Source organism: Streptomyces sp. NPDC088124 (assembly GCF_040685895.1).
Lineage (GTDB): Bacteria > Actinomycetota > Actinomycetes > Streptomycetales > Streptomycetaceae > Streptomyces.
The window spans coordinates 107,286-132,865 of record NZ_JBFBJB010000013.1 but is presented as its reverse complement, the minus strand read 5'-3'; the positions used below and the strand labels follow the sequence as shown (position 1 = coordinate 132,865).

19 protein-coding genes and 1 pseudogene are annotated in these 25,580 nt (G+C 72.9%); 15 read left to right on the top strand and 5 right to left on the bottom strand.

Features of this window, described 5'->3' with window-relative positions; all coding sequences use genetic code 11:
• Positions 1–3 precede the first annotated feature (3 nt).
• Positions 4–441: a cell division protein SepF gene (gene sepF, locus AB0P17_RS13245; protein WP_365810408.1), complete on the bottom strand. Its 438-nt coding sequence runs from the start codon at positions 439–441 to the stop codon at positions 4–6.
• Between the two features lie 276 nt (positions 442–717).
• Between sepF and AB0P17_RS13240 the strand changes: the two genes are divergently transcribed.
• The 7 genes from AB0P17_RS13240 (at position 718) to AB0P17_RS13210 (ending at position 9,139) form a co-directional block, all read left to right on the top strand.
• Positions 718–1,908: a DUF5685 family protein gene (locus AB0P17_RS13240; RefSeq protein ID WP_365810406.1), complete on the top strand. Its 1,191-nt coding sequence runs from the start codon at positions 718–720 to the stop codon at positions 1,906–1,908.
• Between the two features lie 410 nt (positions 1,909–2,318).
• Entirely contained in the window at positions 2,319–4,289 is a 1,971-nt protein-coding gene (locus AB0P17_RS13235; protein ID WP_365810404.1) for an FAD/NAD(P)-binding protein, read from the top strand.
• A gap of 8 nt (positions 4,290–4,297) precedes the next feature.
• Positions 4,298–5,386: an LLM class flavin-dependent oxidoreductase gene (locus AB0P17_RS13230; protein WP_365810403.1), complete on the top strand. Its 1,089-nt coding sequence runs from the start codon at positions 4,298–4,300 to the stop codon at positions 5,384–5,386.
• A complete protein-coding gene (locus AB0P17_RS13225) occupies positions 5,383–6,495 on the top strand; it encodes an LLM class flavin-dependent oxidoreductase (RefSeq protein WP_365810401.1) in 1,113 nt (370 codons plus the stop codon). The genes AB0P17_RS13230 and AB0P17_RS13225 overlap by 4 nt, the downstream gene beginning before the upstream one ends.
• Positions 6,496–6,508: 13 nt before the next feature.
• The gene (locus tag AB0P17_RS13220) at positions 6,509–7,318 is read left to right on the top strand and encodes a DUF1684 domain-containing protein (RefSeq protein ID WP_365810399.1); all 810 of its coding nucleotides are present in this window, start codon (positions 6,509–6,511) and stop codon (positions 7,316–7,318) included.
• 297 nt (positions 7,319–7,615) lie between these two features.
• Positions 7,616–8,515 (top strand): S1 family peptidase, encoded by a 900-nt coding sequence (locus AB0P17_RS13215; RefSeq protein WP_365810397.1) that lies wholly within the window; start codon positions 7,616–7,618, stop codon positions 8,513–8,515.
• A 144-nt stretch (positions 8,516–8,659) separates the two neighbouring features.
• A complete protein-coding gene (locus AB0P17_RS13210) occupies positions 8,660–9,139 on the top strand; it encodes a hypothetical protein (RefSeq protein WP_365810395.1) in 480 nt (159 codons plus the stop codon).
• A 75-nt stretch (positions 9,140–9,214) separates the two neighbouring features.
• Here the strand turns inward: AB0P17_RS13210 and AB0P17_RS13205 are convergent, their stop codons facing one another.
• Positions 9,215–10,135, bottom strand: a complete 921-nt coding sequence (locus AB0P17_RS13205) for a DUF4231 domain-containing protein (RefSeq protein ID WP_365810512.1) — start codon at positions 10,133–10,135, stop codon at positions 9,215–9,217.
• Between the two features lie 231 nt (positions 10,136–10,366).
• On the opposite strand from AB0P17_RS13205, the gene fxsA reads away from it, so the two are divergent.
• Genes fxsA through fxsT form a run of 5 tightly spaced genes read left to right on the top strand, consistent with a single transcriptional unit; the run spans position 10,367 to position 19,146 of the window.
• Positions 10,367–10,531, top strand: coding sequence for an FxSxx-COOH cyclophane-containing RiPP peptide (fxsA, locus tag AB0P17_RS13200; RefSeq protein ID WP_365810394.1), 165 nt, complete (start codon positions 10,367–10,369; stop codon positions 10,529–10,531).
• Positions 10,532–10,584: 53 nt separating this feature from the next.
• Complete coding sequence (fxsB, locus tag AB0P17_RS13195; protein ID WP_365810392.1) at positions 10,585–13,074, top strand: radical SAM/SPASM protein FxsB, inactivated metallohydrolase extension form; 2,490 nt, start codon at positions 10,585–10,587, stop codon at positions 13,072–13,074.
• Positions 13,058–13,840: an AAC(3) family N-acetyltransferase gene (locus tag AB0P17_RS13190; RefSeq protein WP_365810389.1), complete on the top strand. Its 783-nt coding sequence runs from the start codon at positions 13,058–13,060 to the stop codon at positions 13,838–13,840. The genes fxsB and AB0P17_RS13190 overlap by 17 nt, the downstream gene beginning before the upstream one ends.
• 34 nt (positions 13,841–13,874) lie before the next feature.
• Positions 13,875–15,206, top strand: coding sequence for an FxsC protein (fsxC, locus tag AB0P17_RS13185; RefSeq protein WP_365810387.1), 1,332 nt, complete (start codon positions 13,875–13,877; stop codon positions 15,204–15,206).
• Positions 15,190–19,146: an FxSxx-COOH system tetratricopeptide repeat protein gene (gene fxsT, locus AB0P17_RS13180; RefSeq protein WP_365810386.1), complete on the top strand. Its 3,957-nt coding sequence runs from the start codon at positions 15,190–15,192 to the stop codon at positions 19,144–19,146. Before fsxC ends, fxsT begins: the two co-directional genes overlap by 17 nt.
• 77 nt (positions 19,147–19,223) lie before the next feature.
• On the opposite strand, the gene AB0P17_RS13175 is transcribed toward fxsT, so the two are convergent.
• Positions 19,224–20,090 (bottom strand): alpha/beta fold hydrolase, encoded by an 867-nt coding sequence (locus AB0P17_RS13175; protein ID WP_365810384.1) that lies wholly within the window; start codon positions 20,088–20,090, stop codon positions 19,224–19,226.
• Positions 20,091–20,449: 359 nt separating this feature from the next.
• On the opposite strand from AB0P17_RS13175, the gene AB0P17_RS13170 reads away from it, so the two are divergent.
• The gene (locus AB0P17_RS13170; RefSeq protein ID WP_365810381.1) at positions 20,450–21,565 is read left to right on the top strand and encodes a S1 family peptidase; all 1,116 of its coding nucleotides are present in this window, start codon (positions 20,450–20,452) and stop codon (positions 21,563–21,565) included.
• Positions 21,566–21,789: 224 nt separating this feature from the next.
• Here the strand turns inward: AB0P17_RS13170 and AB0P17_RS13165 are convergent.
• Positions 21,790–22,125 (bottom strand): annotated as a pseudogene (locus AB0P17_RS13165) (DUF3533 domain-containing protein); the annotation flags it as partial.
• Positions 22,126–22,350: 225 nt separating this feature from the next.
• Here AB0P17_RS13165 and AB0P17_RS13160 point away from each other — a divergent pair.
• Complete coding sequence (locus AB0P17_RS13160; RefSeq protein ID WP_365810380.1) at positions 22,351–23,232, top strand: alpha/beta fold hydrolase; 882 nt, start codon at positions 22,351–22,353, stop codon at positions 23,230–23,232.
• Between the two features lie 47 nt (positions 23,233–23,279).
• On the opposite strand, the gene AB0P17_RS13155 is transcribed toward AB0P17_RS13160, so the two are convergent.
• A complete protein-coding gene (locus tag AB0P17_RS13155; protein ID WP_365810379.1) occupies positions 23,280–24,359 on the bottom strand; it encodes a lytic polysaccharide monooxygenase in 1,080 nt (359 codons plus the stop codon).
• A 467-nt stretch (positions 24,360–24,826) separates the two neighbouring features.
• Between AB0P17_RS13155 and AB0P17_RS13150 the strand changes: the two genes are divergently transcribed.
• The gene (locus AB0P17_RS13150) at positions 24,827–25,579 is read left to right on the top strand and encodes a putative protein N(5)-glutamine methyltransferase (protein ID WP_365810377.1); all 753 of its coding nucleotides are present in this window, start codon (positions 24,827–24,829) and stop codon (positions 25,577–25,579) included.
• Position 25,580: the final 1 nt, after the last annotated feature.

The window sequence follows — 25,580 nt, the reverse complement described above, 5'->3', positions numbered from 1 at the left end:
TGCTCAGCTCTGGTTGAAGAAGCCGTCCTGCGGACGGCCCACGGCGTCCCCGCTGACGATCTCGGTGTCGGCCGGGCTGAGCAGGAAGACCCGGGTGGCGACCCGGTCGATCGAACCGCGCAGTCCGAAGATCAGTCCGGCGGCGAAGTCCACGACGCGCTTGGCGTCGGCGGGGTCCATGGACGTGAGGTTCATGATGACCGGGGTGCCGGCCCGGAAGAGCTCGCCGATGGCCCGGGCGTCCCGGAAGGACTCCGGCGAGACGGTGGCGATTCTGCGGTCCTGCTCCTGGGCGGGGGACTCGGGGGCGACCCGCATGCGCGGTTCGCTCCGCCAGGTCTCGCCGCTCTCCGCACCCTCGGCGTACTCGTCGTCGTAGTAACGCTCGTCGTTGTCCTCGACGAGGCCCAGCCAGGCACTCGCCTTGCGCACCGATCCCATGGACGCCTCCTTTCACCGCGGTCACTTGAAGTTCCCTATCCCTATCGTGGTCCATCATGCGGATCGTGCGCCAAGGGGATAGTCGGCGCGCAGGCGATTCGTGACGGTACTGGTGCAGAAGATGTGGTGGTTCGTCAAGATTCCTCCAGGATACGGGCCCTGGGATGGTGCAAAATAATACGTTCCGGCCAGATGGGTGATCCTGGGGTCGTCCGGGTGAATGAATCACTCGATACGATGCGTCGCGCACAGCGGTACGACTCTCGGGGGAACGTCGTGTTCGGAATCGTCAGACCATGCGCACATCGGCTCGGCAGCCGTCTCAAGGCGGAGTGGACGGCACATCTCTGCGGGCTCTGTCTGGCACTTCGCTCCGATCACGGGCAGCTCTCCCGGATCGTCACCAACTACGACGGCCTGATCGTCTCGGTCCTGACGGAGGCTCAGGGCCCCCGGACGCCCGCGCAGCGCCGCACGGCCGGGCCCTGCCCGCTGCGCGGCATGCGGACCGCGCCGGTCGCGCGCGGCGAGGGGGCGCGGCTCGCCGCCGCGGTCTCGCTCGTCCTGGCCTCGGCGAAGGTACGGGACCACGTCGCCGACGGGGACGGGCTGTTGCGGCGCCGTCCGCTCGCCGCCGCCGCGCGCCGGGTGGCCGGCGGCTGGGACCGGGCGGGCGCGCGGGCCGGTGCGGAACTGGGCTTCGACACCGCCGTCCTGGTCGACGCCGTCGACCGCCAGCCCGGCATCGAGGCGCTGGCCGGGCCCGGTACCCCGCTGCTCACCGTCACGGAGCCGACCGAGACCGCGACCGCCGCGGCCTTCGCGTACACCGCCGTACTGGCCGGGCGGCCGGGCAACGAGGCGCCGCTGGCCGAGGCGGGGCGGCTCTTCGGGCGGCTCGCGCACCTCCTGGACGCCGTGGAGGACCAGGAGACTGACGCGGCGTCAGGTTCCTGGAACCCGCTCACCGCGACGGGCACCTCACGGGCGGAGGCGCGCCGGCTCGCCGACGACGCGGTGCACGGCATCCGGCTGGCGCTGCGCGACGCCGAGTTCACCGACGGCCGACTGGCGCACGTGCTGCTCGCGCACGAGTTGCGTGCCTCGGTCGACCGCGCTTTCGGCCCGGCACGGTGCGCGCACAGCGACGGCGGCACTCCGTCGGGCACTCCGTCCGGTGCCCCGGGCGCGCTGCCGCCCGGCTTCCCCGAGGATCCGCGGAAGCCGCCGGAGAAGCGCGGGTTCCTGGCCGGCTGCGCGGTCTTCACCGGGCTCTTCTGCACCGGTCGGATGTGCTGTGCGAAGGAGTACGAGGGCCCCTGGTCGCGGCAGAAGCACGAAGGCGTCTGCCGCGACGGTGACTGCTGCGAGGGCTGCGGGGATTGCTGTGAGGGGTGTGGCAATTGCTGTAACTGCTGCGAGACCTGTGGCAACTGCTGCAGTTGCTGCGACTGCGGAGGTGTCTGACCGCACCCGAAGGCGCGCGTCGGACGATGGCGCGAGGGGAGGGGAGGAGCGTGGAGCGTTGCGTGTGAAGGCACGCGGGGAACGGCACGGGAGTACCGGGAAGAGCACGGGGTGGCGCAGGGCGTCAGCTCAACAGGAAGAGGACCACACGCGACCGAAGTCGATGTGGGAGCGCTTGACCAGCCACTGCTGTGCATACATGACCCAAGTGGAACAGGCATCCGTTTCCGCGTCAACCGGCCCCGCGTCGACGTGAGACGCGTGGCTCACAGTGTGGACAGGCTTGACAGCGGGCCGTACGCGCCGCTTAGCCTCTGTCCCGCAGGCGGACCCCGCTGAGGGGCTCGGTCCGCCCGCGTTCCGTGTGAAGGCACCTCCCGTGTTCGATCTCTGCATCCACGGAGCCTTCCATGTCCGCGTCACCGGATCCGGACCCCGTCCGCATACCCCCCGCCACCCCGTCCGTCGTGATCGTCGGCGCGGGCCCGCGCGGCACGGGCTTCCTCGAACGGATCGCCGCCAACGCGCCCTCCCTGTACGGCGGTCTGCCGCTGGACATCCATCTCGTCGACCCGTTCCCGCCCGGCGCCGGCCGGATCTGGCGCCGCGACCAGTCCCCGCTGCTCTGGATGAACTCCATGGCCGAGGACGTGACGATGTTCACCGACGACTCCGTCGTGCTGGAGGGACCCGTACGCCCCGGACCCGCGCTCGACGCCTGGGCCCGGGACGTCGCGGCGGGCCGCGCCCGCCCGGCCGCCGGGCCCGGGGCCGACGCCGACGGCGGGGCCGCGGCCGACCAGGCCGGGCTGCTCGCCGAGATCGCCGCCCTCACCGGGCAGAGCTTCCCCAGCCGCCGGGTCCAGAGCGCCTATCTCAGCTGGGTGTACGAGCGGACGGTGGCCGCCCTGCCACCCGGCGTCCGGGTCCACCTCCACCCCACCCACGCGCTGCGCGTCCACGGCCCGCGCGAGGGGCGCCAGCGCGTGGTGCTCGCCGGGCGGGCCGAACCGCTGGAGGCCGATCTCGTCGTACTGACCCTCGGCCACCTCGACGCCGAACCCGACCCGGAGCAGGTGGAGCTGGCCGGATTCGCCCGCCGGCACGGGCTGCTCCACCTGCCGCCCGACTTCACCGCCGACAGCGATCTGTCCGCCCTGCCCGCCGGCGAACCCGTCCTCGTGCGCGGGTTCGGGCTCGCCTTCGTCGACCTGATGGTGCTGCTCACCGAAGGGCGCGGCGGCCACTACACCGGGGGCGGGGGCCCCGGCGACGAGCTGGTCTACCACCCCTCGGGGCGCGAGCCCGTCCTCCACGTCGGCTCGCGGCGCGGCGTCCCGTACCACTCCAAGATCGGTTACGGGCTGACCGGCGAACGCCCCCCGCTGCCGCGCTTCCTCGGTCCCGCGCAGGTCGACGCGCTGCTGAGCGGAACCGAGCGGCCCGACTACGACCGCGACATCCGGCCGCTGGTCGAGAAGGAGCTCGGCTTCGCCCACTACCACCGGCTCTTCGCCGCCCACCCCGAACGCACCCGCGTCGACCGGGCCGACTTCGAGGAGAAGTACGCGGCGGCCGCCCCCGGGAGCCCCGAACTGGAGGCCCTGATCGGCTCGGCCGTCCCCGACCCCGCCGACCGGCTCGACCTCGCCGCGCTCGACCGGCCGCTCGACGGGGTGCGCTTCGCCTCGTACGACGCGCTCCAGGACGGTCTGCGCGCCTACATCACCGGCGACCTGGCCCGGCGCCACGACCCGGCCCACAGCGCGGACCTCGGGGTCTTCCTCGGGCTGCTCTCCGTCTACGGCCAGCTCGTCCGCCTCGGGGACCTCGGCGACCCCGGCGGCCGGTGGCACGGCTTCTTCAGCTACCTCGCCTCGGGGCCGCCGGGCCCCCGGCTGCGGCAGCTCCTCGCGCTCTCCCGGGCCGGTGTCGTCCGCTTCCTCGGCGCGGACACCACCGTCGAGGCCGACGAGCGCGGCGGTGTCTTCCGGGCCCGCGGCGCCTCCGTACCCGGGGCGTACGTCGAGGCCCGCGCCCTGGTCGAGGCCCGGCTCCCCGACCCCTCGCCGGAACGCACCCTCAGCCCGCTGCTGCGCGCCCTGTACGACGAGGGGGCGGCCACGGTCTCCGCCGCCGGGCTGGTCAGGGTCGACCCCGGGGACGGCCGGCTCGTGGAGCGCGACGGCCGCCCGCACCCGCGCCGCTTCTCCCTCGGCCCGTACACCACCGCCCGGTCGAGCGGGGCGTTCACCCGGCCGCGTACCGGCGGACCCGCCTTCCGTCAGAACGACGCCGCCGCGCGGAGCGCCCTCACCCTGCTCGCCAGGGCGGCCGCCCGTACGGTCCGGGCACCGTCCCCGTCCGAAGCCGGAAGGTAGGGCTCCCCGTGTCCGCCACCCGTACCCTCCACCTCGCCGCCGAGATCGGCGGCCCGCCCCGGTACGACGCCGCCTCCTACGTGGCGCTCGCCCGGCTCGCCGAGCACGGCGCCCTCGACTTCGTGACGCTCAGGGACTCCTTCGAACGCCCGGGACCCGACGCCCTCGCGGTGCTCGCCCGGGTCGCCCCCGCCACCGAACGCGTCGGCCTCGTCCCGACCGTCACCACCACCCACACCGAGCCGTTCCACCTCGCCGAGGCCGTCGCCACCCTGGACTGGGTGAGCCACGGCCGGGCCGGGTGGCTTGTCGACGTATCGACCACCACCGCGCAGGCCCGGCTCTTCGGCCGGCGCCCCGCCGCGCCCGCCTCCGCCCTCTGGCGGGAGGCGGGCGAGGTCGCCGACGTGGCCGCCCGGCTCTGGGACAGCCGGGAGGACGGCGCCGGGAACCGCAATACGACGTTATCGACAGGCCGCTTCATCGACCGGGACACCCTGCACCATGTCGACTTCCGGGGCGCCACCTTCGCCGTACGCGGCCCGTCCACCGTGCCCCGGCCACCGCAGGGTCACCCCGTCACCGTGGTCGACATCGTGACCGGACGCACCCCCGAACTCACCGAGACCGCCGCCCGGTACGCCGATGTCGTCCTGATCAGGGCGGGCCGGGCCGAGGAGGCCGCGGCCCTGCGCGGGCGGCTGCGCGCCCGCGCCGCCGAGACCGGCCGCGACCCCGGCACCCTGCGGGTGCTGGCCGCGCTCACCCTCGACTGTCACGACGGCGAACTCCCGCGGGAGCCCGGCCGGGTGTACGGGAGGCACACCGCCGCCGGCGCGGCGGGCGCGCACTACCGGGGCGGCCCGGTCGACCTCGCCGACCTCATCACGCGCTGGCACGGCGACGAGGCCGTCGACGGCTTCCACCTCACCCCCGTCGAGCCGCACCGGGACCTCGAACGCCTGGTCAACGGCACCGTCGCGGTCCTCCAGCACCGTGGCCTCTTCCGCACCTTCCACCCGGGCGGCACGCTCCGCGAACACCTGGGCCTGGCCCGCCCCGCCAACCGGTACACGACCGCGGGGGGAGCGTCATGACCGCGGCCGCAGGGCACGCCGGGGCCGCCGGGGCCGCGGCTCCGCGCGCCCGTAAACGGATCCATCTCGCCGCGCGCTTCCCCGGGGGCGACGGCACCGCCGGCCGAACCGACCCCCGCTCCCGCTCCCGGGCCGACTTCGCCTCCTTCGAGGCGCCGGCGAGGACGGCGGAACGCGGCACGTTCGACTTCTTCCTCCTCGCCGAGGAACCCCGGCCGCACGAGCACGTCGGGCACCCCGAGCCGCTCACCGTGCTCAGCGCCCTGGCCGCCGTCACCGACCGGCTCGGCCTCGCCGCCACCGCCGACACCACCTTCAACGAGCCGTTCGAACTGGCCCGCAGGTTCGCCACCCTCGACCACCTCAGCGCGGGCCGCGCCGCCTGGCACGTGGTCACCTCCTCCGGCGCCCGCACCGGGGAGAACTTCCGGCGCGGCGGCTTCCTCGACCGGGCCGGCCGGCGCACCCGGGCCGCCGAGTTCGTCCGTACCGCACGCGAACTGTGGGACTCCTGGACCCCGCCGGTGCCCGGCTCCCCGGACGGCGCGCCCCGGCCCTTCGCGCACTCCGGGCCGCAGTTCGAGATCGCGGGGGAGTTCACCGTCCCGCGCTCCCCGCAGGGCCACCCCGTGATCATCCTGGCCGGGGAGTGCGGCGAGGCCCGCGAGTCCGCCGCCCGCGCCGCCGACGTGCTCCTCACCCGGGGCGGCACCCTGGAGGCGGGCCGCGCCTTCTACGCCGACACCAAGGCGCGGCTGGCCGCGTACGGCAGGAAACCGGACGACCTCAAGATCATGCCGGGTGTCACCGTCGTCCTCGGCGACAGCGACAGCGACACCGCGGCGCGGGAGCACACCGCGTACGACCCGGACGGGCCACGGTTTTTCACCGGCACCCCGGAGACCGTCGCGGCGGAGATGGACGCCTTCGTCTCCGCCGGCGCGGCCGACGGGTTCCTCCTCCTGCCCCCTCCCACCCCGGGCGGGCTCGACGCCTTCGTCGACCGGGTCGTCCCCCTGCTCCGGGAGCGCGGCGCCCTCCGTACGGAATACGAAGGCACCACCCTGCGCTCCCACCTCGGGCTTCCCGATCCGGTGAACCCGGTATGAAAGGTTGAACAGCATGACAACGGACCCATCGCCCGTCCCCGCCCGGGAGTGGACGAGCTGGCACGAGCGCCGCACCGCCACGGTCTCCGCCCCGTACGGACCGCTCGCGCTCACCGGCACCCACTGGCTCGCCGACCACCCCGACGGAGTCCTCCCCGGGCTTCCGGGGGTGTGGCGGGAGCCCAGGGAGGACCCCGACGCGATCGTGCTGAGCGCCGCGGCCGGCGACGGGCTGACCGCCGACGGCGAACCGCTCACCGGCGGGATCAGGCTCACCGCCGACACCGGCCCCTTCGCGGAGTCCCGGATCGCGGCCGGCCCGCGCCGACTGGTCGTGCTGCGCCGCGAAGGGCTGTGGGCCGTACGGGACTTCGACCCGGACTCCGCCGCGCGGCGCGCCTTCCGCGCCATCGAGGCCACCCCGTACGACCCGGCCTGGACGCTGCCGGGCCGCTTCCGGCCGTACGACGAGAGCCGCACCGTTCAGGTCGCCAACGCCGACGGCCAGGAGCGCGGACTCGGCCTCGGCGGGGAGATCGCCTTCACCGTCGGCGGTACGGAGCACACCCTCCAGGTCGCGGTGGAGGCCGACGGCTCCCTGTGGGCGGTCTTCGCCGACACCACCAGCGGCCACGGCAGTTACCGCTTCCGCTTCCTGCGGCCTGCCGCCCCGGCCGCCGACGGGACGGTGACGGTCGACTTCAACCGGACGCTGCTCCCGCCGTGCGCCTTCGCGGACCACTTCATCTGCCCGTTCCCGCCGCCCGGCAACACCCTCCCGATCGCCGTCCCGGCGGGCGAGCGCACGGTCCGCACCGACTGACCCGGAACGGCTCCCGCCGGAGGCAGGGCCGGCCTCCGGCGGACGGCCGGTCGGCCGGCACCGACGGGCACCGGGCGCATCTCACGCGGCGCCTGGGCACCGTACGCCCCATCGGTGTCGCGGACGGCCAAAAGGCGCCCTTGCGGGGGCAGTTGAGGCCGCCAATACTCCCGTGCAGCGCCGGTCGGGGCGCGGCGCGGTCAGGGAGACCCCCATACCGCGCCGCGCCGCCGGCTGCGCCTCACGGGCCCAGGAACCCCACGAACGGGCCCCCGATCCCCCTCGGGAGGAACGACAGTGAGGATCAAGCGCACCAACCCCCTCAGCGGTGTCGCCAGACGCGTACGTCTGATCGCCGTCACCACCGGAATAGCCGCCGCGGCGGCCCTCGCGATACCCACCGCGAACGCCGCACCGGCCACCACGTTCAGCGCGAGCCAGCTCACCGCGGCGAGCGAAGCCGTCATGGCGGCCGATGTCGCGGGCACCGCCTGGGCCGTCGACCCGGCGACCGGGACGGTGGCCGTCCAGGCCGACTCCACGGTCACGCAGGACGGGATCGACGCGATCGAGCGGGCCGCGGGCGCCAACGCGGGCGCGCTCCGCGTCGAGCGGACCGAGGGCAAGCTCTCCAAGCTCATCTCGGGCGGCGACGCCGTCTACGCCACGAGCTGGCGCTGCTCGGCCGGGTTCAACGTCCGCAGCGGCTCCACGTACTACTTCCTGACGGCGGGCCACTGCACCGAGGGGCTGCCGCCCTGGTACACCAGCTCCGCGCACACCACGAGCATCGGCCCCTCGGCCGGCACCAGCTTCCCCGGCAACGACTACGGCCTCGTGCGGTACTCGAACACCTCGCTGGCCCACCCGGGCACCGTCGGCAGCGTCACGATCACGGGCGCGGCCAACGCCACCAACGGGATGTCCGTCACACGCCGCGGCTCCACGACCGGCATCCACAGCGGTTCGGTCACGGGCCTCAACTACACGGTGAACTACGGGAGCGGTGACGTCGTCAGCGGTCTGATCCGCACCAACGTCTGCGCCGAGCCGGGCGACAGCGGCGGGCCGCTCTACTCCGGCTCCACCGCCATCGGTCTGACCTCGGGCGGCAGCGGGAACTGCTCCTCGGGCGGTACGACGTACTTCCAGCCGGTGACGGAGGCCCTGAGCGCCTACGGGGTCACGCTCGTCTAGAAGGACGGGACGAACAGACGGGAAAGAGCGCTCCTGACCGGGCGCGGGGCGAGTCTCCGTCCGTACCGACGGGCGGGGACTCGCCGCCGTTCTCTGAGAAGATGTCAGCGTGTGCGCCGCAGAGGGAACGGGGGCCGTGGGGCAGTGAAACGCATCGGAGTGACCGGTCACCGGAACATCCCGGCCGAGGCGTACGCGCACATCAGAGCCGCCATCGCGGCCGTGCTCCACGGCCAGGGCGGGTCGATGGAGGCACTCTCCAGCCTCGCGGTGGGCGCGGACCAGCTCTTCGCCGTCCTCGCCCTGGACCACGGCGCGCAGCTGACCGTGGTCATCCCCAGTGGCGACTACGAGGACGACTTCAAGGGCCAGGACGAACTCGACGGCTACCGGCGGCTCAAGGAGCGGGCCACCCTGGAGGTGCGGATGGCCTATCCGCACTCCACCGACGAGGCGTACTACGCCGCGGGCACCTACATCGCCGACAACTGCGACCGGCTGCTCGCCGTCTGGGACGGCCGGCCGGCCCGCGGTCTCGGCGGTACGGGAGACATCGTGCGCTACGCGCGCGAGCGCGGGAAGCCGGTCACGGTGATCTGGTGCGAGGGCGTCGAGCGCGCCTGAGACGGCGCGCCCCACACCCGCGCCCCGGACGCGAGCGCGCGCCCCCGACGCGGGCCCGGCCGGTGAGCGGTCGGGTCAACTGCGGTGCCGTACCAGCCAGTCGGTGTGCTGCGGCGAGACGATGCGCTCGGTCTCGTACACCGCGTTCGCCCACTGCTGCTCGGTGACCATCGTCTCCATCGCCGTGTGCATCGCCGCCAGGTCCTCCTCCACCAACGAGTGGGCGGATATGAGGGGTTGGTGCCGGCGTATCTCGCTCCACGCCAGACAGGCCGCCGCCGACGCCGACAACAGCCCCAGCACCGCACCCGAGTCGGTGACCGAGAACGTCCGCAGCACGGCGAGGAGCAGCGCCAGCAGGGTGAGCAGCGCGATGGTGGCCGACCAGAGGGTGGTGGCCCGGCGGGAGACGACCGTCCTGCGGTGGTACCAGTTCCGCTGCTCGATCAGCCGGTCCCTGACATACGTCTCCTTCCGGGCGCCGAACGGCTTGTCCCGCAGCACCCGCATCGCGGGCGTGATCAGCTCGCCGGTGGCGCCCCGCCCCGGATCGGCTCCCTCGCCGGGATTCTCGCGCGGGTCCTCCCACCCCACCTTCCGCAACTCCGCGAGCCCCGCCTCCATCCGGGCGGCGAAGAGATCGGCGGCCCCGGCCACCCCGGAGTCGAAGGGCGCGCCGTGCACCGCGTAACGCCAGGACAGCGATTTGATGAACTCGGCTGCGGAGCGGTTGAGTTGCCAGTGTGACTTGGCTCGCTGGCCCGCCGAGCGGAACGTGACCAGAAGCACACCCGCGTACGCCAACGCGCCCAGGGCGCTGATGATTTGGAACGAGTCGCCCACCGTCCCGTGCCAGGGCAGCGAGGTCAGCAGCGCGCCCAGCACCAGCAACAGGAGCTGGCGGCGGGTGGCGTTGACCGCCTGGCGCTGCCGGCGGATGGCGACCCCGTCCGCGTGATGGAAGAGAACCGGCAGATCAGCGTTTCGGAAGACCATGCTGTGCAGTGGTCCGCGTACGTCGGCCATGCGCGCCCCCGTCTGCTGTTTTGTTGTCACTCGATCAGCGGAACGATCAGTCCCGCACCCGGTCGTGTGGTCCCCGGCGACGCTTTCGTCCCGTCCCCACGTGCCGAGTTGCCGCACGGGTTCATGAGAGTAAAGTCGAGCCGCTGACACTGCAACGGTGCGGTGTCTCCTGTACGACCGACATGATCAAGGACGGCCGCCGTGACCTCTCAGACTTCTGCCGCCTTCGCCACCGCGAAGAAGAACCGTGTCCCCCTCGCGGAGATCGACGTACGCGACGCCGGTGTCGCCAGGAAGCTCGGTCGTGTACTGCCCATGCCCAGTGGGCGCCCCGCACGGGTTTCGAGCTTCAACTCGGCGCTCTAGACCGGCGAAACATCGTTGCTCACCACTGGCGGAACGAGCTCTAGACTGTCGGAATGACAGGACCCCTGGTCCCCTTCCGTGAGATCGTTCTGAAGGTCCACAGCAGGTGCGATCTTGCGTGCGACCACTGCTACATCTATGAACACGCCGATCAGAGCTGGCGTACCCGCCCCAAAGCGATCTCTGACGAAGCGATTTCCCGGACAGCTCTGCGACTGGCCGAGCATGCCACCACCCACGCCCTGCCCTCCGTGTCAGTGATCCTGCACGGAGGGGAGCCACTGCTCGCCGGCCCCGCCCGGCTCCGGCGCGTGTGCGAGGAACTGACCACCGCCCTCGACGGCGTCGCCGAGCTGGACCTACGCATCCACACCAACGGGCTCCAGCTCTCCCCCCGCTACCTCGACCTCTTCGACGAGTTCGGCGTCCGGGTGGGCATCTCCCTCGACGGCGACCGCGCGGCCAACGACCGGCACCGCCGGTTCGCGGACGGCCGCAGCAGCCACCCCCTGGTCCTCAAGGCCGTCGAACTCCTCCGGCAGGACCGCTACCGCCATCTCGACCTCGGGCTGCTCTGCACGGTCGACGCCGCCAACGACCCCGTCGGCGTCTATGACGCGCTGGACGCGCTCGACCCGCCGCGCATCGACTTCCTGCTGCCGCACGCCACCTGGGACGAGCCGCCGCCGCGCCCGGACGGCTCGCCCACCGCGTACGCCGACTGGCTGCTCGCCGTCTTCGACCGATGGGACGCCCGGGGCAGGCCGATGCCCGTACGCCTCTTCGACTCGGTGCTCTCCACCCTCGCCGGCGGCCCGAGCCTCACCGAATCGCTCGGCCTCGCCCCCACCGATCTCGTCGTCGTGGAGACCGACGGCACCCTGGAGCAGGTCGACTCCCTCAAGAGCGCCTACGAGGGCGCCGCGGCCACCGGCTTCGACGTCTTCGCGCACGCCTTCGACGAGGTCGCCGCGCACCCCGGCGTACGGAGCCGGCAGCTCGGGCTCGCGGGGGTCGGCGAGGAGTGCCGGCGGTGCCCCGTCGTCCGCTCCTGCGGCGGCGGGCTCTACACCCACCGCTACCGCTCGGGACCGGGGACGGGCGGGACGAGTACGTCCGAGGCGCCGTCCCCGGGCGGCCCCGGCTCCTTCGACCACCCCTCGGTGTACTGCGCCGACCTGGCGGCCCTCATCCGCGGCATCGAGGACCGGACCCGCGCCGAGTCCACCCCGCCCGCCGTCGGCCACCCCGGTGAACTCCTCGTCGCCCAGCACGAACTGACCCGCTCGATGCTGGCCGAACTGCACGCCGCGCTCGACGGCCGGGGCGGCGAGGCCTGGCAGGAGGCGTGGGAGCTGGCGGCCGCCGTCGAACGGGGCTCCGACGGGCTCGACGCCGTCTTCGCCCACCCCTACACCCGTACCTGGCTCGCCGAGGCGATCGCCGCCGCCCGCGCGGACCGCCCGGACACGCGGGACCTCGCGGAGCGGGTGGGGGCGTACCTCGCCGCCGCCGTCCTGCGCGGGGGGCTCGACACACCCGTACGCGTCCGCCACCGGGGCGGTGTGCTGGTGCTGCCCACGCTCGGCGCGCTGCGGCTCGGCCCGCCCGGCGAGGCGGAGGTGCGCCTCGCCGAGAAGGGGTTCGTGGTGCGTACCGGCGCCACGGAGCTGCGGGTCGTCCGCGCCGACGAGGCCGCCGGGCCGTGGCGCCCCGTGCGCCGCCTCGGCCGGGACGGCGCCCCCGACTTCGCCCTGGACGACGTCGACCCGTACCGGGACCGCTTCGACGCCCCCGCCCACCCCGGGCTCGGCCGGGACGAGGCCGCCGACTGGAGCGGCCGGCTCGCGGCGGCCTGGGCGCTGCTGCGCGAGGCCGTCCCCGACCAGGCCGCCGAGGCCGCCGCCACGCTCTCCACACTGACACCGCTGGACGAGTCGCCCCGAAGCCCCGTGGCGGCCCCGCCGGGCCCCGCCGGACACGAGGACGGCCCTGGGGCGTGTTTCGAAAGTCCCGCCTGGCTCGCGACGCCTGGCACGCACGCTCGCCGCGTTGTCGGAGTCGTCCACGTACGTCCAGGCCATCGAGGGCGCCGATCCTCCGCCTTGCGATCGCACGCACCGGACGCCGCGAGCCCCGCCCTGCGGGCGGACGGCGCTCCTTTCGAAACACGCCCCAGGGGCCCGGTGTACGGATACGGGGCGCTCGGCATCCCCGTACAGGGCTCCCCCGAGGTCCTGGCGCCCGCGCTGCTGCGCGGCTACCGCCGGGCCACCCTGCGGGCGCTCACCGAGGTCACCGATCTCTACGCGCTGGACGGCGCGTGGCTCCGCCCCGCGCCCTGGCGGGAGAGACCGGTGCCGTTCTCCGAACTGCTGGCGGGGGCCCACGAGCGGGTGGGCCTCGCCGCGTACGACCGCCGCCACCTGGACCACGCCCTGCGGGCGCTGGACACCCTGGAGGACGCGGCCGAACTCACCGTCGGCGGGAAGAGCCTGCTGACCACCCTGCGCGCGGAGGCCGACCGTGTCCGACACCCCTGACCCCCCAGCCGCGGAACTCGCCCGCGAGCTGACCGCCCTGGGTGTCACCCCCGGGTCGGTCCTGCTCGTCCACGCCGCCCTGCGCGGCACCGGACTCGGCGCCGACACCCTGCGCACCGCCCTGCTGACGGCGCTGGGCGAGGACGGCACCCTCGTCGTGCCGGCCTTCACCGAGGAGAACTCCGACACCTCCGCCGCCCACCGCGCCAGGATCTCCGGGCTGACCCGCCGCCAGGCCGCCGCGTACCGCTCCCACATGCCCGCCTTCGACGCGCGCACCACGCCCTGCCTCGCGATGGGCCGGCTGGCCGAGTCCGTACGCACCGCCGAGGGCGCCGTACGGAGCAGTCATCCGCAGACCTCGTTCGCCGCGCTCGGCGCGCGCGCCGCCGAACTGATGGCCGACCATCCGCTGCACAGCCATCTCGGCCCGGACTCCCCGCTCGGCGCGCTGGCCGAGGCCGACGCGCGGGTGCTGCTGGTCAATGTGGGACACGGCGCGTGCAGCGCGTTCCATCTCGCCGAATACCGGCCCGGCGCGACCACACGTTCTTATCACTGTGTGGTCAAAGCGCCGGACGGATCACCGCGCTGGGTGGAATATGAGGATGTGAACCTCGACGACAGTGATTTCGCGGCGATTGGAGCCGCGTTCCCTTGGGGACTTGAGCAGAGGGGGCAACTGGGAGGGGCGGCCGGGCGGCTTTTCCCGATCAAGGACGCGGTGGCACACGCCACGGTGTGGATGGCCGAGAAACGGCGTTGAACAACGTGGATGTCCACCACAGGACGGGGGTCGTGTGCACGCGTCACCGCAGCAGCGAGCGGCCGACCATCGGCCGTACTTCTTCCTGAGCTACGCGCACACACCCCGGGACGGCGCCTCCGGGGCCGACCCGGACATGTGGGTGCAGAAGCTCTTCCGGGATCTGTCCGAGCACGTGATGGCGATGACGGATCTGCCGGCCGGCGCCCAGGCCGGCTTCATCGACCGGGAGATGCGCTCGGGCGAGGGCTGGTCGGAGCGGCTCGCCGACGTGCTCGCGACCTGCCGGGTGTTCGTGCCGCTGTTCTCACCGCGCTACTTCGCCAGTGAGATGTGCGGCAAGGAGTGGTACGCCTTCGCCCAGCGGGTCATCTACGAGCAGGCCAAGAACAACACCACGGCCGAGGCGATCGTCCCGGCCCTGTGGGTGCCCGTACCGGCGCGGCAACTGCCGGGCCCCGCCGAGCGGTTGCAGTTCAACCACCGGGATTTCGGGGACCGCTACGTCACCGACGGCCTCTACGGGCTGATCAAACTCCGGATCTTCGAGGACGAGTACCAGCGGGCCGTCTACGAACTCGCCAAACGCATCGTCAGCGTCGCCGACACCGCGGCGATAGGCCCCGGGCGCCCCGTCGACTACCGCAGCGCGCCCAGCGCCTTCGGCACCAGCGGCGGCCCCCGCCCGATGCAGGTCACCGTGGCCGCGCCCACCCGGCACGGGCTCCCGGAGGGCCGCCGGGCCGACTACTACGGGGGCATGGCCCAGGACTGGAACCCGTACCACCCGGACTCGGCCCGGCCATTGGCGTACGTCGCCCGGGACCTGGTCCGCTCCCTCAACTACCAGGCGGACATCGTCTCCTTCGACGAGGTGTCCGTACCCCACGAAGGCAAACAGGCCCCCGTCCGGCCGGAGATACTGCTGGTCGACCGGTGGGCCCTCAACGACGAGGAACAGCGCGAGCGGCTCGCCGCGTTCGACGCCGAACACCGCCCCTGGGTGAGCGTCGTCGTCCCGTGGAACCGCGAGGACGAGCAGAGCCGGGCGGCCCAGGCCGAGTTGAGCGAGAAACTCGAACGGACCATGCCCAAGAAGATGGGGCAGGGCCGCGCCGCCTGCCGGGCCGCCGCCAAGGGCGTGCCCAGCATGGAGGCGTTCGGCCAGATCCTGCCCCAGGTCGTCGAAGCGGCGGCCCAGCAGTACCTGAGACACGCGGAGGTCTATCCGCCGGCCGGCGGCAGCCACACCGAACGGCCGCGGCTGCGCGGCCCGATGGCCGCCGAGTACGCCACGACGCACTACGTTCCCCAGACGCACGACCTGGCGCCCGATGCGGAGGACACGGATGACAGCACGTCGTGACGGACGCATCGTCACCTTCTACTCGTACAAAGGCGGCACCGGCCGCACCATGGCCCTCGCCAACACGGCCTGGATACTGGCCGCCAACGGAAAACGCGTCCTCGCGGTCGACTGGGACCTGGAGGCGCCCGGCCTGCACCGCTTCTTCCACCCCTTCCTCGACCCCTCGACCCTCGGCGCCACCACCGGCGTGATCGACGTGATCACCGAGTACGCGTGGGCCGCGACCAGCCCCGTGGAGCGCCCCGACGACTGGCACCGCGACTACGCGCGGATCCAGCCGCACGCCGTCTCGCTCACCCCGGAACACCTCGGCTGGGAGTTCCCCGACGGCGGCACCCTCGACTTCGTCTCCGCGGGACGGCAGAACCGCGAGTACTCCGCGACCGTCTCCACCTTCGACTGGGACAACTTCTACGACCGGCTCGGCGGCGGCCACTTCTTCGACGCGCTGCGCGAGGACATGAAGGCCCACTACGACTACGTCCTCATCGACAGCCGCACCGGCCTCAGCGACATCGCCGACATCTGCACCGTCCACCTGCCCGACGTCCTCGTCGACTGCTTCACCCTCAGCGACCAGTCCATCGACGGCGCCGCCGCCGTGGCCCGCCAGATCGACGAGCGGTACGGCGGCCGGGGCATCAAGATCTTCCCCGTGCCGATGCGCATCGACGAGGGCGAGAAGGAGAAGGCGGACGCCGGACGGGCCCTCGCCCGGCTCAAGTTCGACCGGTTCCCCGCCGGGCTCACCGGGGAGCGCCTCACCGCCTACTGGGGCGCCGTGGAGATCCCGTACCGCCCCTACTACGCGTACGAGGAGACCCTGGCGACCTTCGGCGACGAGGCGGGGCTCTCCAACTCCCTGCTCTCCGCCTTCGAACGGCTCACCACCTACGTCACCGAGGGCGCCATCACCGCGATGCCGCCCGTCGGCGACGAGGCCAGGCTGCGGATCAGGGACGCCTTCACCCGGCGCAGGCCCGCGCTCCCCGCCGACCTCCACCTCAGCTACGTGGCGGAGAACCGGATGTGGGCCGACTGGATCGAATCCGTCCTCACCCGGGCCGGGTTCCGCGTCGTGCCGCGCGACGTCTCCGCCGAGCCGCCCGCCGGACCCACCGGGGGCGACACCGGCTCGCTCATGATCCACCAGGACAGCGCCACCCGTACGGTCGTGCTGCTCTCCGCCGCCTACCTCAAGTCCACGCGGGCCGTGGAGGTCTGGTCGCGCTCCGCCTCCGAGGACCCCGGCGGCACCCGGCGCCAGCTCCTGCCCGTGCGCGTCGGCGACGTACGGCTCACCGCCCCCTACATCGACCGCAACCCGGTCGACCTCTTCCGGCTGGACGAGGCGCACGCCACCAGCGCGCTGCTGCGCGCCCTGGAACGGCCCGCCCAGCTCGCCGACGCCGTCGCGCCGGGACCGCGCTTCCCCGGCACCGTCCCCAAGATCTGGAACGCGCCGGCCCGCAACCCCGGCTTCACCGGGCGCTCCGCCGTGCTGGAGCGGATGCGCGACCAGCTCGGCGGCGGCATGGCCGTCGTACTGCCGCAGCCGCAGACCCTGTACGGGCTCGGCGGCATCGGCAAGACCCAGGTGGCGCTGGAGTACGTGCACCGCTTCATGGCCGACTACGACCTGGTCTGGTGGATCTCCTCGGAGCAGACCGCCGACGTGGTCGCCTCCCTCGCCGAGCTGGCCGTGCGGCTCGGCGCGCGCGGCGGCGACGACATGTCCGCCGCCTCGATGGAGGCCGTCGACCTGCTGCGGCGCGGGGTGCCGTCCACCCGCTGGCTGCTGGTCTTCGACAACGCGGACGACCCCGAACTGGTGCAGCGGTACTTCCCGCCCGGCGGGCCCGGCCACGTCCTGGTCACCTCCCGCAACCAGACCTGGTCGAGTTACGGCGACGCGCTGCCCGTCGATGTCTTCCTGCGGGAGGAGTCCGTCGAACACCTCCAGCGGCGCGCCCCCGGGCTGAGCCTCGTGGACGCCGACAAGGTGGCCACCGCCGTCGGTGACCTGCCGCTCGCCGTCGAACAGGCCGCCGCCTGGATCGCGGAGACCGCCACACCCGTATCCGAGTACCTGGACCAGCTCGGCCAGCAGGCCGCCGGGGTGCTGGCGCTCAACCAGCCCGCCGGATACCCGGAACCGGTCGCCGCGACGTGGAACATCTCCATCGACCGGCTCAAGGAGCGGTCACCGGCCGCGGTGCGGCTGCTCCAGCTCTGCGCCTTCTTCGCCCCCGAGCCGATCTCCGCCAACCTCCTCTACAGCAAGGAGATGATCGAGGCCCTCAAGCCGTACGACGTCTCGCTCCAGGAGACGCTCGTCCTGGGCCGGGTCATCCGGGAGATCGGCCGGTTCGCGCTGGCCAAGGTGGACCAGGTCGGCAACAGCATCCAGGTGCACCGGCTGGTCCAGGCGATCATCCGGGCCCAGCTCACCGAGGAGGAACAGCGGGACGCCCGGCACGCCGTCCACCGGATCCTCGCGGGCGCCAGGCCCGACGGCGACGAGCCGATCGACAACCCCGGCACCTGGGACCGGTTCAACACGATCTGGCCGCATCTCATCACCTCGGAGGCGAGCCTGTGCCGGCGCCCCGAGACCCGCCGGCTGCTCATCGACCGGGTCCGCTACCTGTGGAAGCGCGGCGACCTGCCCGCCGCCACCGAACTCGCCGGGGAACTGCGCGACCTCTGGCGCGAGACCCTCGGCAACGATGACCCGCAGTATCTGTACCTGCGCTTCCACCTCTCCAACATCTTCCGCTCGCAGGGCCGTTACGTGGAGGCACGGGAGCTGGACGAGGAGACCCTGATCCGGCAGCGCCGGGTGCTCGGGCCGACCCACCCGCACACGTACATGACCACCAGCGGGCTCGCGATGGACCTCGGCACGCTCGGCGAGTACGCCAAGGCGATGGAGCTGGCGACCGAGGCGCACGAGGGGTTCAGCGGGATCTTCCACGACTCCCACCCGAGGACACTCGCCGCCGCCAACAACCGGGCGCTGAACCTGCGCATGGTCGGCCGGTACGCCCAGGCGCGCGAGATGGACCAGGAGGTCTTCGACCGGCGGACGGAGGTGCTCGGCCCCGAGCACCCGTACACGCTCTCGTCCGCCGCCAGCCTCGGGCGGGACCTGCGGGAGATCGGCCGGTACGAGGACTCGGTCGCCCTGCTCAGCCGGACGTACGCCCTCTACAAGGAGCGCATGGGGCGCGCGTTCCCCGGCACCCTCGCGGCGGGCAAGAACCTGGCCGTCTCGCTGCGCAGGGCCGGGCTGCTGGAGGACGCGCGGCGGCTCACCACCGCCACCAGGAACCGCTACCGGGCCAAGTACGGCGCGGACATCAACCCGGACACCCTCGCCTGCGATCTCAACCTGGCGGCCGACCACTTCGCCTCCGGGGAGCCGGTGGCGGCCAGGGACCTGGCCCAGGAGGTCGTCGACCAGTACCTGCGGGTGCCGGGCGCCCGGCACCCGTACACCCTCGCCGCCATCAACAACCTCGGGGTCTTCCACTGGGGTTGCGGGGCACCGGAGCTGGCGGAGCAGCTGCTCCAGGGGGCCCTGCGGACGATGCGGGAGGTGCTGGGCGACGAGCATCCGCACACACTCTTCTGCACCGTCGGCCTCGCCAACGCCAAGGCGGATCTGGGGGAGCTGGACGAGGCGCTGGTGACCGAGCGGAGCGCCGTCGCGGGGCTGCGGGTCTCGCTGGGCGCGCGCCATCCGGAGACACTGGCCGTCACGTCCAACATGTGCGTGACGCTGGGGGCGCTGGGCCGCAAGGGCGAGGCGGCGCAGCTCCGGGTGGAGACCGTGGAGGAACTGGTCTCGCTGTTCGGCGAGGAGCACGCGCTGACCCGGTTCGCCAGGGACGACCGGCGGGTCTACCGGGACCTGGAGCCGCTGGCGGTGTGAGACACCCGAGGGGTACGGTGCCGGGTCCGCGCCCGGCACCGTACCTCTGGGCCTTTCACCTTGCGCCGTTCCGTCGGTCAGTCGTCCAGGAGCCAGGTGAGGCTTCTGGGCAGGGCGTGCAGGGAGGCGAAGTGCGCCGCGGCCGGCTCCAGGACCACCGTCGCGTTGGGGATGCGCTCCCCGAGCCAGCGGGCGTGGCCGACCGGCGAGAAGACGTCCTGCACGCCGTGCCACAGCAGCACCGGGGCACGGATGTCGGCGGGGTCGAACCCCCACGGGCTGGCGAAGGCCACCGCGTCGTCGATCCAGCCGTACGCCGAATCGCTCAGCCCCTCCTGGTAGTTGCGCAGCAGCATCATTCTGAGCCCGGCGTCCGAGACCACCATCCGGTCGGAGTCGGTCAGCTCCCTGCGCAGATCGTCCAGCAGCCGCACCGGGTTCTTCCTGATCGCCTCCGCGCGCGGGATGAGCCGGGCCGCCACGCCCGCCGGGTCCCGCGCCGCGGTGGAGTACTCGGCGACATTGGACGGGGCCATGCCCTCGAACCAGTCGAGGCCGTCCGCGTCCCACGGCGCGAGCGGCACCAGCGCCGCCGCGCGGGTCACCCGGTCCGGCATCAGCGCCGCGCACGCCAGGGCGTGCGGGGCACCGCCGGAGCGGCCCGCCACGGCGAACCGGTCGAGGCCGAGGGCGTCGGCGATCGTCGCCACGTCCTGGGCCACATCTCCCACACTGCGCCCTTCGAGCCGGTCCGAACCGCCGTACCCCGGCCGGTCGAAGGCGATGAGCTGCATGCCCCGCTGGTACAGCACCATGCCGCGCGGCGCGGGTCCCAGCCTGCTGCCCGGCGTGCCGTGCAGCAGGAAGACCGGTCTGCCCCGCGGGTCCCCCAGACGCTCCACCATCAGATGCCGCCCGTCCGCCGCGCGCACCCGACGTCGCAACCCCCGCCCCTTTCATCCTGTGTGCTCCGGTTACGTGCCCCATGCAGGCACCGTGACCCTGCATTCCCCGCCGCCGCGGTCCTTATCCCTCGGTGCTCATGACCGGCTCGAATACCCCGTAGGAGAGCCCGGTTCAGGTCGATTGTCCCGGCTCGGGGCCGTCCGCGTAAGGGCGCCGTGGCGGGCCCCGGCCGCCTCGGATGTTCGCGAAACGGAACGGAAGGTGTCGTCCTTCGGCCGCAGCCGAATGCAGGGGCGCGCGATGTGTTGGTCATGTGCGCGTCCTCAAGTCGACCTTGTGTGCGACTGGTGGCGCTCGGAATAGTGGGCGCCTCGTCCTCCGTGCCAGGACACCCCACATGAACCGGCACGGTCCCCACAGGAGGTTGACGTTGAACCATCGGCGCGTGTCGAAGAAGCGCACCACCATCGCGGGTGGCGCGGCGATCGCTCTGGTCGCCGCCGGTTTCACCTTGCAGAATGCGAACGCCAGTGAGGAGGCACCGCAGTTCACCGTGAAGGAACTGACGGCGAAGGCGGCCGGAACCCTCGGTTCGGCCCTCGGTCGGGACCTCGGTGACGCCGCGGCCGGCTCGTACTACGACGCGAAGACCAAGGCGCTCGTGGTGAATGTCGTCGACGAGAAGGCCGCCGAGGGCGTCCGGGAGGCGGGCGGCAGGGCGAGACTGGTCCAGCACACCCTCGCCGAGCTGACGAGCGCTCGGAAGACCCTCGCCACCGACGCGTCCGTCCCGGGCACGTCGTGGGCCGTCGACCCGGTCACCAACAAGGTGGTCGTCACGGCCGACCGTACGGTCGAGGGCGCGTCCTGGGACAAGATCAGCGGCGTGGTGAAGAAGCTCGGGTCCAAGGCCGAACTGCGGAAGACGGCGGGGGAGTTCAAGACCTTCGTCGCGGGCGGCGACGCCATCACCGGCAGCGGCTCGCGCTGCTCGCTCGGCTTCAACGTGGTCAAGGACGGCGAGCCGTACTTCCTGACCGCCGGGCACTGCACGGAGTCCGTCGCGACCTGGTCCGACACCCAGGGCCGGCAGATAGGGACGACCGAGGGCTCCACGTTCCCGGGCAGCGACTTCGGTCTGGTCAAGTACACCGCCGACGTGGACCACCCGAGCGAGGTGAACCTGTACGACGGCGGCAGCCAGGAGATCACGCAGGCGGGCGAGGCGACGGTCGGCCAGCAGGTCGTCCGCAGCGGCTCCACCACCCAGGTGCACGACGGCGAGGTCACCGGGCTGGACGCCACCGTGAACTACGGCAACGGCGACATCGTCAACGGGCTCATCCAGACCACGGTCTGCGCCGAGCCGGGTGACAGCGGCGGCTCCCTCTTCGCGGGGGACACCGCGCTCGGACTGACCTCGGGCGGCAGCGGTGACTGCGCCTCGGGCGGCGAGACGTTCTTCCAGCCGGTGACGGCGGCGCTCGACGAGTACGGCGCCGAGATCGGCTGACCGTACGCCCCGGTCCGCGGGACCGGGGGAGGGCCCGGCACATGAGGGTGTGCCGGGCCCTCCTGAGTGGGCCTTCCTTGGCGGGCCTTCCGGCCAGGCCTTCCCGGGGGACGGTCAGGCGGGCGGAGGCCCCGCGGAAGCCGCACCACCGGTGCCGGTGCCGGTGCCGGTCTCCGTACTCGTGCCCGTGTCCGTGTCCGAGGGAGTGCCGGTTCCGAGGGGTACGGCCGGGCGGTCCCGGCGCTGACCGCGAGCGCGGCGGCGCACAGATAACCGCCGACGCACCAGCCGATCACGGTTCGTGATCTGCCGCTGCGCGGTGTTCTCGTCGGGCAGCGTCCGCGGGTCCAGCGGCCGGCCGGGCAGCCGCTTCAGCGCGGCGGTGAGCTGCGCGGCGCTGTGGCCGGGGCGACGACGGCGACCTTCACCTCTGAGGGCCTCGGGCTGTGCAGGGCGCCCATGTAGGACGCGATGAACAGGAGTTGCAGTGCGAGCACGGCGAGGACGAGCAGCGCGGACCGTACGGTGACGGCGTTCTTCACCTCGTCGACGAACGTCATGCCCCCACGCTCCGGGGCCACCGGTGCCCGCGCAGGCGGGAGGGGGCTGAATGGCCGAGGGCCGTCCCGTGGGGTGCCGTGCTACCGCCCCCACTTTTTACTGACGCGTAACTTCCTTCTTCACCTTACTCCTGCGTAACTTGACGGTAGTTCACCCTTCAATGTGGTCCGGGCCGCAGGGCTGACAGTCATCGCCATTCCCTTGAGCCGCAAGGAGATCGCACGATGCTGCCCTGGAAACGCGTACTCGGACCGCTGGCCACGCTGCTGCTGGCCGCGACCGTCACGGTCACCCCCGCCGCGGCCGCCCCCACTGCCGCTCCCTCCACCGTCTCCGCCACCGCCGCGAGCCGCGGCTGGAACGACTTCTCCTGCAAGCCGTCCGCCGCCCATCCCCGCCCCGTCGTGCTCGTCCACGGCACCCTCGCGAACTCCGTCGACAACTGGCTCGGGCTCGCCCCGTACCTGGTGAACCGCGGATACTGCGTCTTCTCGCTCGACTACGGTCAACTCCCGGGCGTCCCGCTGTTCAACGGGCTCGGCCCCATCGACGCCTCGGCCGCGCAACTCGCCACGTACGTCGACCGGGTGCTCGCCGCCACCGGCGCCCCCAAGGCCGATCTCGTGGGCCACTCCCAGGGCGGCATGATGCCGCGCTACTACCTGAAGTTCCTGGGCGGGGCGGCGAAGGTCAACGCCCTGGTCGGGATAGCACCCTCCAACCGAGGCACCACCCTGCTCGGGCTGACCGGGCTGCTGGAGTACTTCCCCGGCGCGAAGGACCTGCTGACGGAGAAGACCCCGGCGCTCGCCGACCAGATCGCCGGATCGCCCTTCCTCACCAAACTCAACGCGGGCGGCGACACGGTGCCCGGGGTCCGGTACACCGTCATCGCCACCCGCTACGACGAGATCGTCACGCCGTACCGGTCACAGTTCCTGACCGGTCCCGACGTACGCAACGTGCTGATCCAGGACCTGTGTGCGGCCGATGTGTCCGAGCACGCGACGATCGGGCTGCTCGACCGCATCGCCTTCCACGAGGTGGCCAACGCACTGGACCCGGCCCGGGCGACCCCGACCACCTGCGCCTCGGTCATCGGCTGACCCGGTAACTCCCGTACCGCCGTGGGCGGTACGGGGCCGGCTCGGCGTCAGCGGCTGTGGCGTCCGGTCGTGGCCGTCCGGCGCCGCACCGTACCGAACGTCACCGCCGCGCCGAGGGCGAGGGCCGCCGCCCCGGCGACCGCGAGATACGGGGTGGCGGTGCTGCCCCCGGTCTCGGCGAGGTTCTCCCGGCCGCCCGCCGGCTGTGCGGCCGGCTGGGTGGCCGGAGCGTCGGCGGCCTTCACCTCGGGCCCGTCGGTGGCGTCAGCGTCGTTGTCGGTGGCCTTCCGGCCGTCTTCGGCGGGCGGCTCGGCGGCGTCCTCGGCGGGCGTCCGCTCGGGGGCGGTGCTGTGGCCCGCGTCCCCGCCATGGCCGTTGTGGTCGACGGAGGACTTGTCCGTGCCCTCCTCGATGGTCCGGTCCGTCGGCGCGGACGCGGCGGGCGCGGCGGTGGGCGCGCTGCCCGCCCCGCTGCCCGGCGCCCCGCCGTTGTCCTGGCCGAAGACCACGTCCGAGCAGGTGTAGAACGCCTCCGGGCTGTCCGAGCGCTGCCAGATGGAGTAGAGGAGGTGCCGGCCCGAGCGGTTCGGCACCACCCCGTCGAAGACGTACGCGCCGCCCTCCAGCTTCGGGTCGACGACCTTCAGGAAGGGCTTCTCCTCCAGGTCGGACCACTTCAGCGGCTGCGACGGGTCGTAACCGTCCTTGGTGAGGTACAGCTCGAAGGAGCCCCGGTGTGGTGCGGTGGCCTTGTAACGGAAGGTCCGGTTGCCCGCGTTCATCGGCGACGACGGCCAGTCGGCGCGGGCCAGGTCGAGCCCCTTGTACTTGTCCCGGCCCGCGCCGCACAGCGCTCCGTCCGGGATGATCTGCCGGTGGTTCCCGGCGGCGTCGGGGATGTTGACCTCGTTCCAGTCGTAGAACGCCTGCGTCCCGCTGGCCGCGATCGCCGCCTTGCACGCTGCCGACTTCGGACTCTCGGGCCCCTCGGCGAAGCACGCGGCGACCCGGCTGACCGGGTCCGTCATCGAACCGTGGGCGGCGGCGGGCGCGGCGGTCAGACCGGCCAGCGCGAGCGGGGCGAGGCCGAGGGTGACGATCCCGGTGGCCGTGCGTCGAGCGGTCATTGAATGGATCTCCTTCGGAGGGGAACGTGCGCGAGACCGCCGGAGCGGCAGGCGGCCTCCCCGCCCCCGTGCCGCCCCAGCGATCAGCAAGCTAGCCGTTCGAAACCCCGGAATCGGCTGTCGGGAGGGGCCGGGGCTGATCCTTATGCCGCCGTTAAGGTGCGGCTAAGAGGGGCCTGAGAAAGGGCCGTCCCGCAACCCCCGCGCGCCCCGGGGTTCCCTCGGGTAGGGTGACCGACGCACACAGTGACCTACCCACCGGCCACCGAAGGAGGCGAGACCCATCACCGCTGTACCAGGTCGGGCGCTCCTCTCCCACGGCCGTGCGGTCCATCAGGCATAGGTGACCGCCCGGGAGTGCCCCTCGGCATCCCGAAAGGCTCCCCGTGTCCTCTGCTTCTTCCTCTTCTCCTTCTTCTTATCCGTCCTCGCCTCCCGCCGCGTCCGACGCGCCGCCGTCCGATGTCGTGGCCAGACTCCGGGCCGCCGGCTGTGTCTTCGCCGAGGACGAGGCGCGTCTGCTCGTCTCCGCCGCCCGCACCCCGGACGAGCTCGCCGCGATGGTCGGCCGCCGGGCCGGCGGGCTGCCGCTGGAACACGTCCTCGGCTGGGCGGAGTTCCACGGGCTGCGGGTCGCCGTCGACCCCGGGGTCTTCGTGCCCCGCCGCCGTACCGAGTTCCTCGTCGACCGGGCCGCCGCGCTCGCCCCGCCCCGCGCGGTCGTCGTGGACCTGTGCTGCGGCTCCGGCGCCCTCGGCGCGGCGCTGGCCGCCGCGCTCGACGGGGCCGAGCTGTACGCCGCCGACATCGACCCCGCCGCCGTACGGTGCGCCCGGCGCAACGTCCCCGCCGGGGCCCGGGTCTACGAGGGCGACCTTTACGCGCCGCTGCCCGCCGCGCTGCGCGGCCGCGTCGACATCCTGCTCGCCAATGTGCCGTACGTCCCCACCGAGGAGGTCGGGCTGCTGCCCCCCGAGGCCCGGATCCACGAGGCGCGCGGCGCCCTCGACGGCGGCGCCGACGGGCTCGACGTGCTGCGCCGGGTCACGGCGGAGGCGCCCGGATGGCTGGCCCCGGGCGGCTCCCTGCTCGTCGAGACGAGTGAGCGGCAGGCGGCGGGGGCGGCCGCGACCTTCGCCGCGAACGGGCTGGTCCCGCGCGTGTGCTCCTCGGACGAGCTGTACGCCACCGTCGTCATCGGGACGCCGCGGCACGGCTGAG

Excerpts from the sequence above, each read along its gene's own strand:
- fxsB (WP_365810392.1), top strand. The coding sequence starts at position 10,585 with ATGACAGGACCCCTGGTCCCCTTCCGTGAGATCGTTCTGAAGGTCCAC.
- AB0P17_RS13170 (WP_365810381.1), top strand. The coding sequence starts at position 20,450 with ATGAACCGGCACGGTCCCCACAGGAGGTTGACGTTGAACCATCGGCGC.
- AB0P17_RS13235 (WP_365810404.1), top strand. The coding sequence starts at position 2,319 with ATGTCCGCGTCACCGGATCCGGACCCCGTCCGCATACCCCCCGCCACC.
- fxsT (WP_365810386.1), top strand. The coding sequence starts at position 15,190 with ATGACAGCACGTCGTGACGGACGCATCGTCACCTTCTACTCGTACAAA.
- AB0P17_RS13225 (WP_365810401.1), top strand. The coding sequence starts at position 5,383 with ATGACCGCGGCCGCAGGGCACGCCGGGGCCGCCGGGGCCGCGGCTCCG.
- AB0P17_RS13205 (WP_365810512.1), bottom strand. The coding sequence starts at position 10,135 with ATGGTCTTCCGAAACGCTGATCTGCCGGTTCTCTTCCATCACGCGGAC.
- sepF (WP_365810408.1), bottom strand. The coding sequence starts at position 441 with ATGGGATCGGTGCGCAAGGCGAGTGCCTGGCTGGGCCTCGTCGAGGAC.
- AB0P17_RS13155 (WP_365810379.1), bottom strand. The coding sequence starts at position 24,359 with ATGACCGCTCGACGCACGGCCACCGGGATCGTCACCCTCGGCCTCGCC.
- AB0P17_RS13160 (WP_365810380.1), top strand. The coding sequence starts at position 22,351 with ATGCTGCCCTGGAAACGCGTACTCGGACCGCTGGCCACGCTGCTGCTG.
- AB0P17_RS13220 (WP_365810399.1), top strand. The coding sequence starts at position 6,509 with ATGACAACGGACCCATCGCCCGTCCCCGCCCGGGAGTGGACGAGCTGG.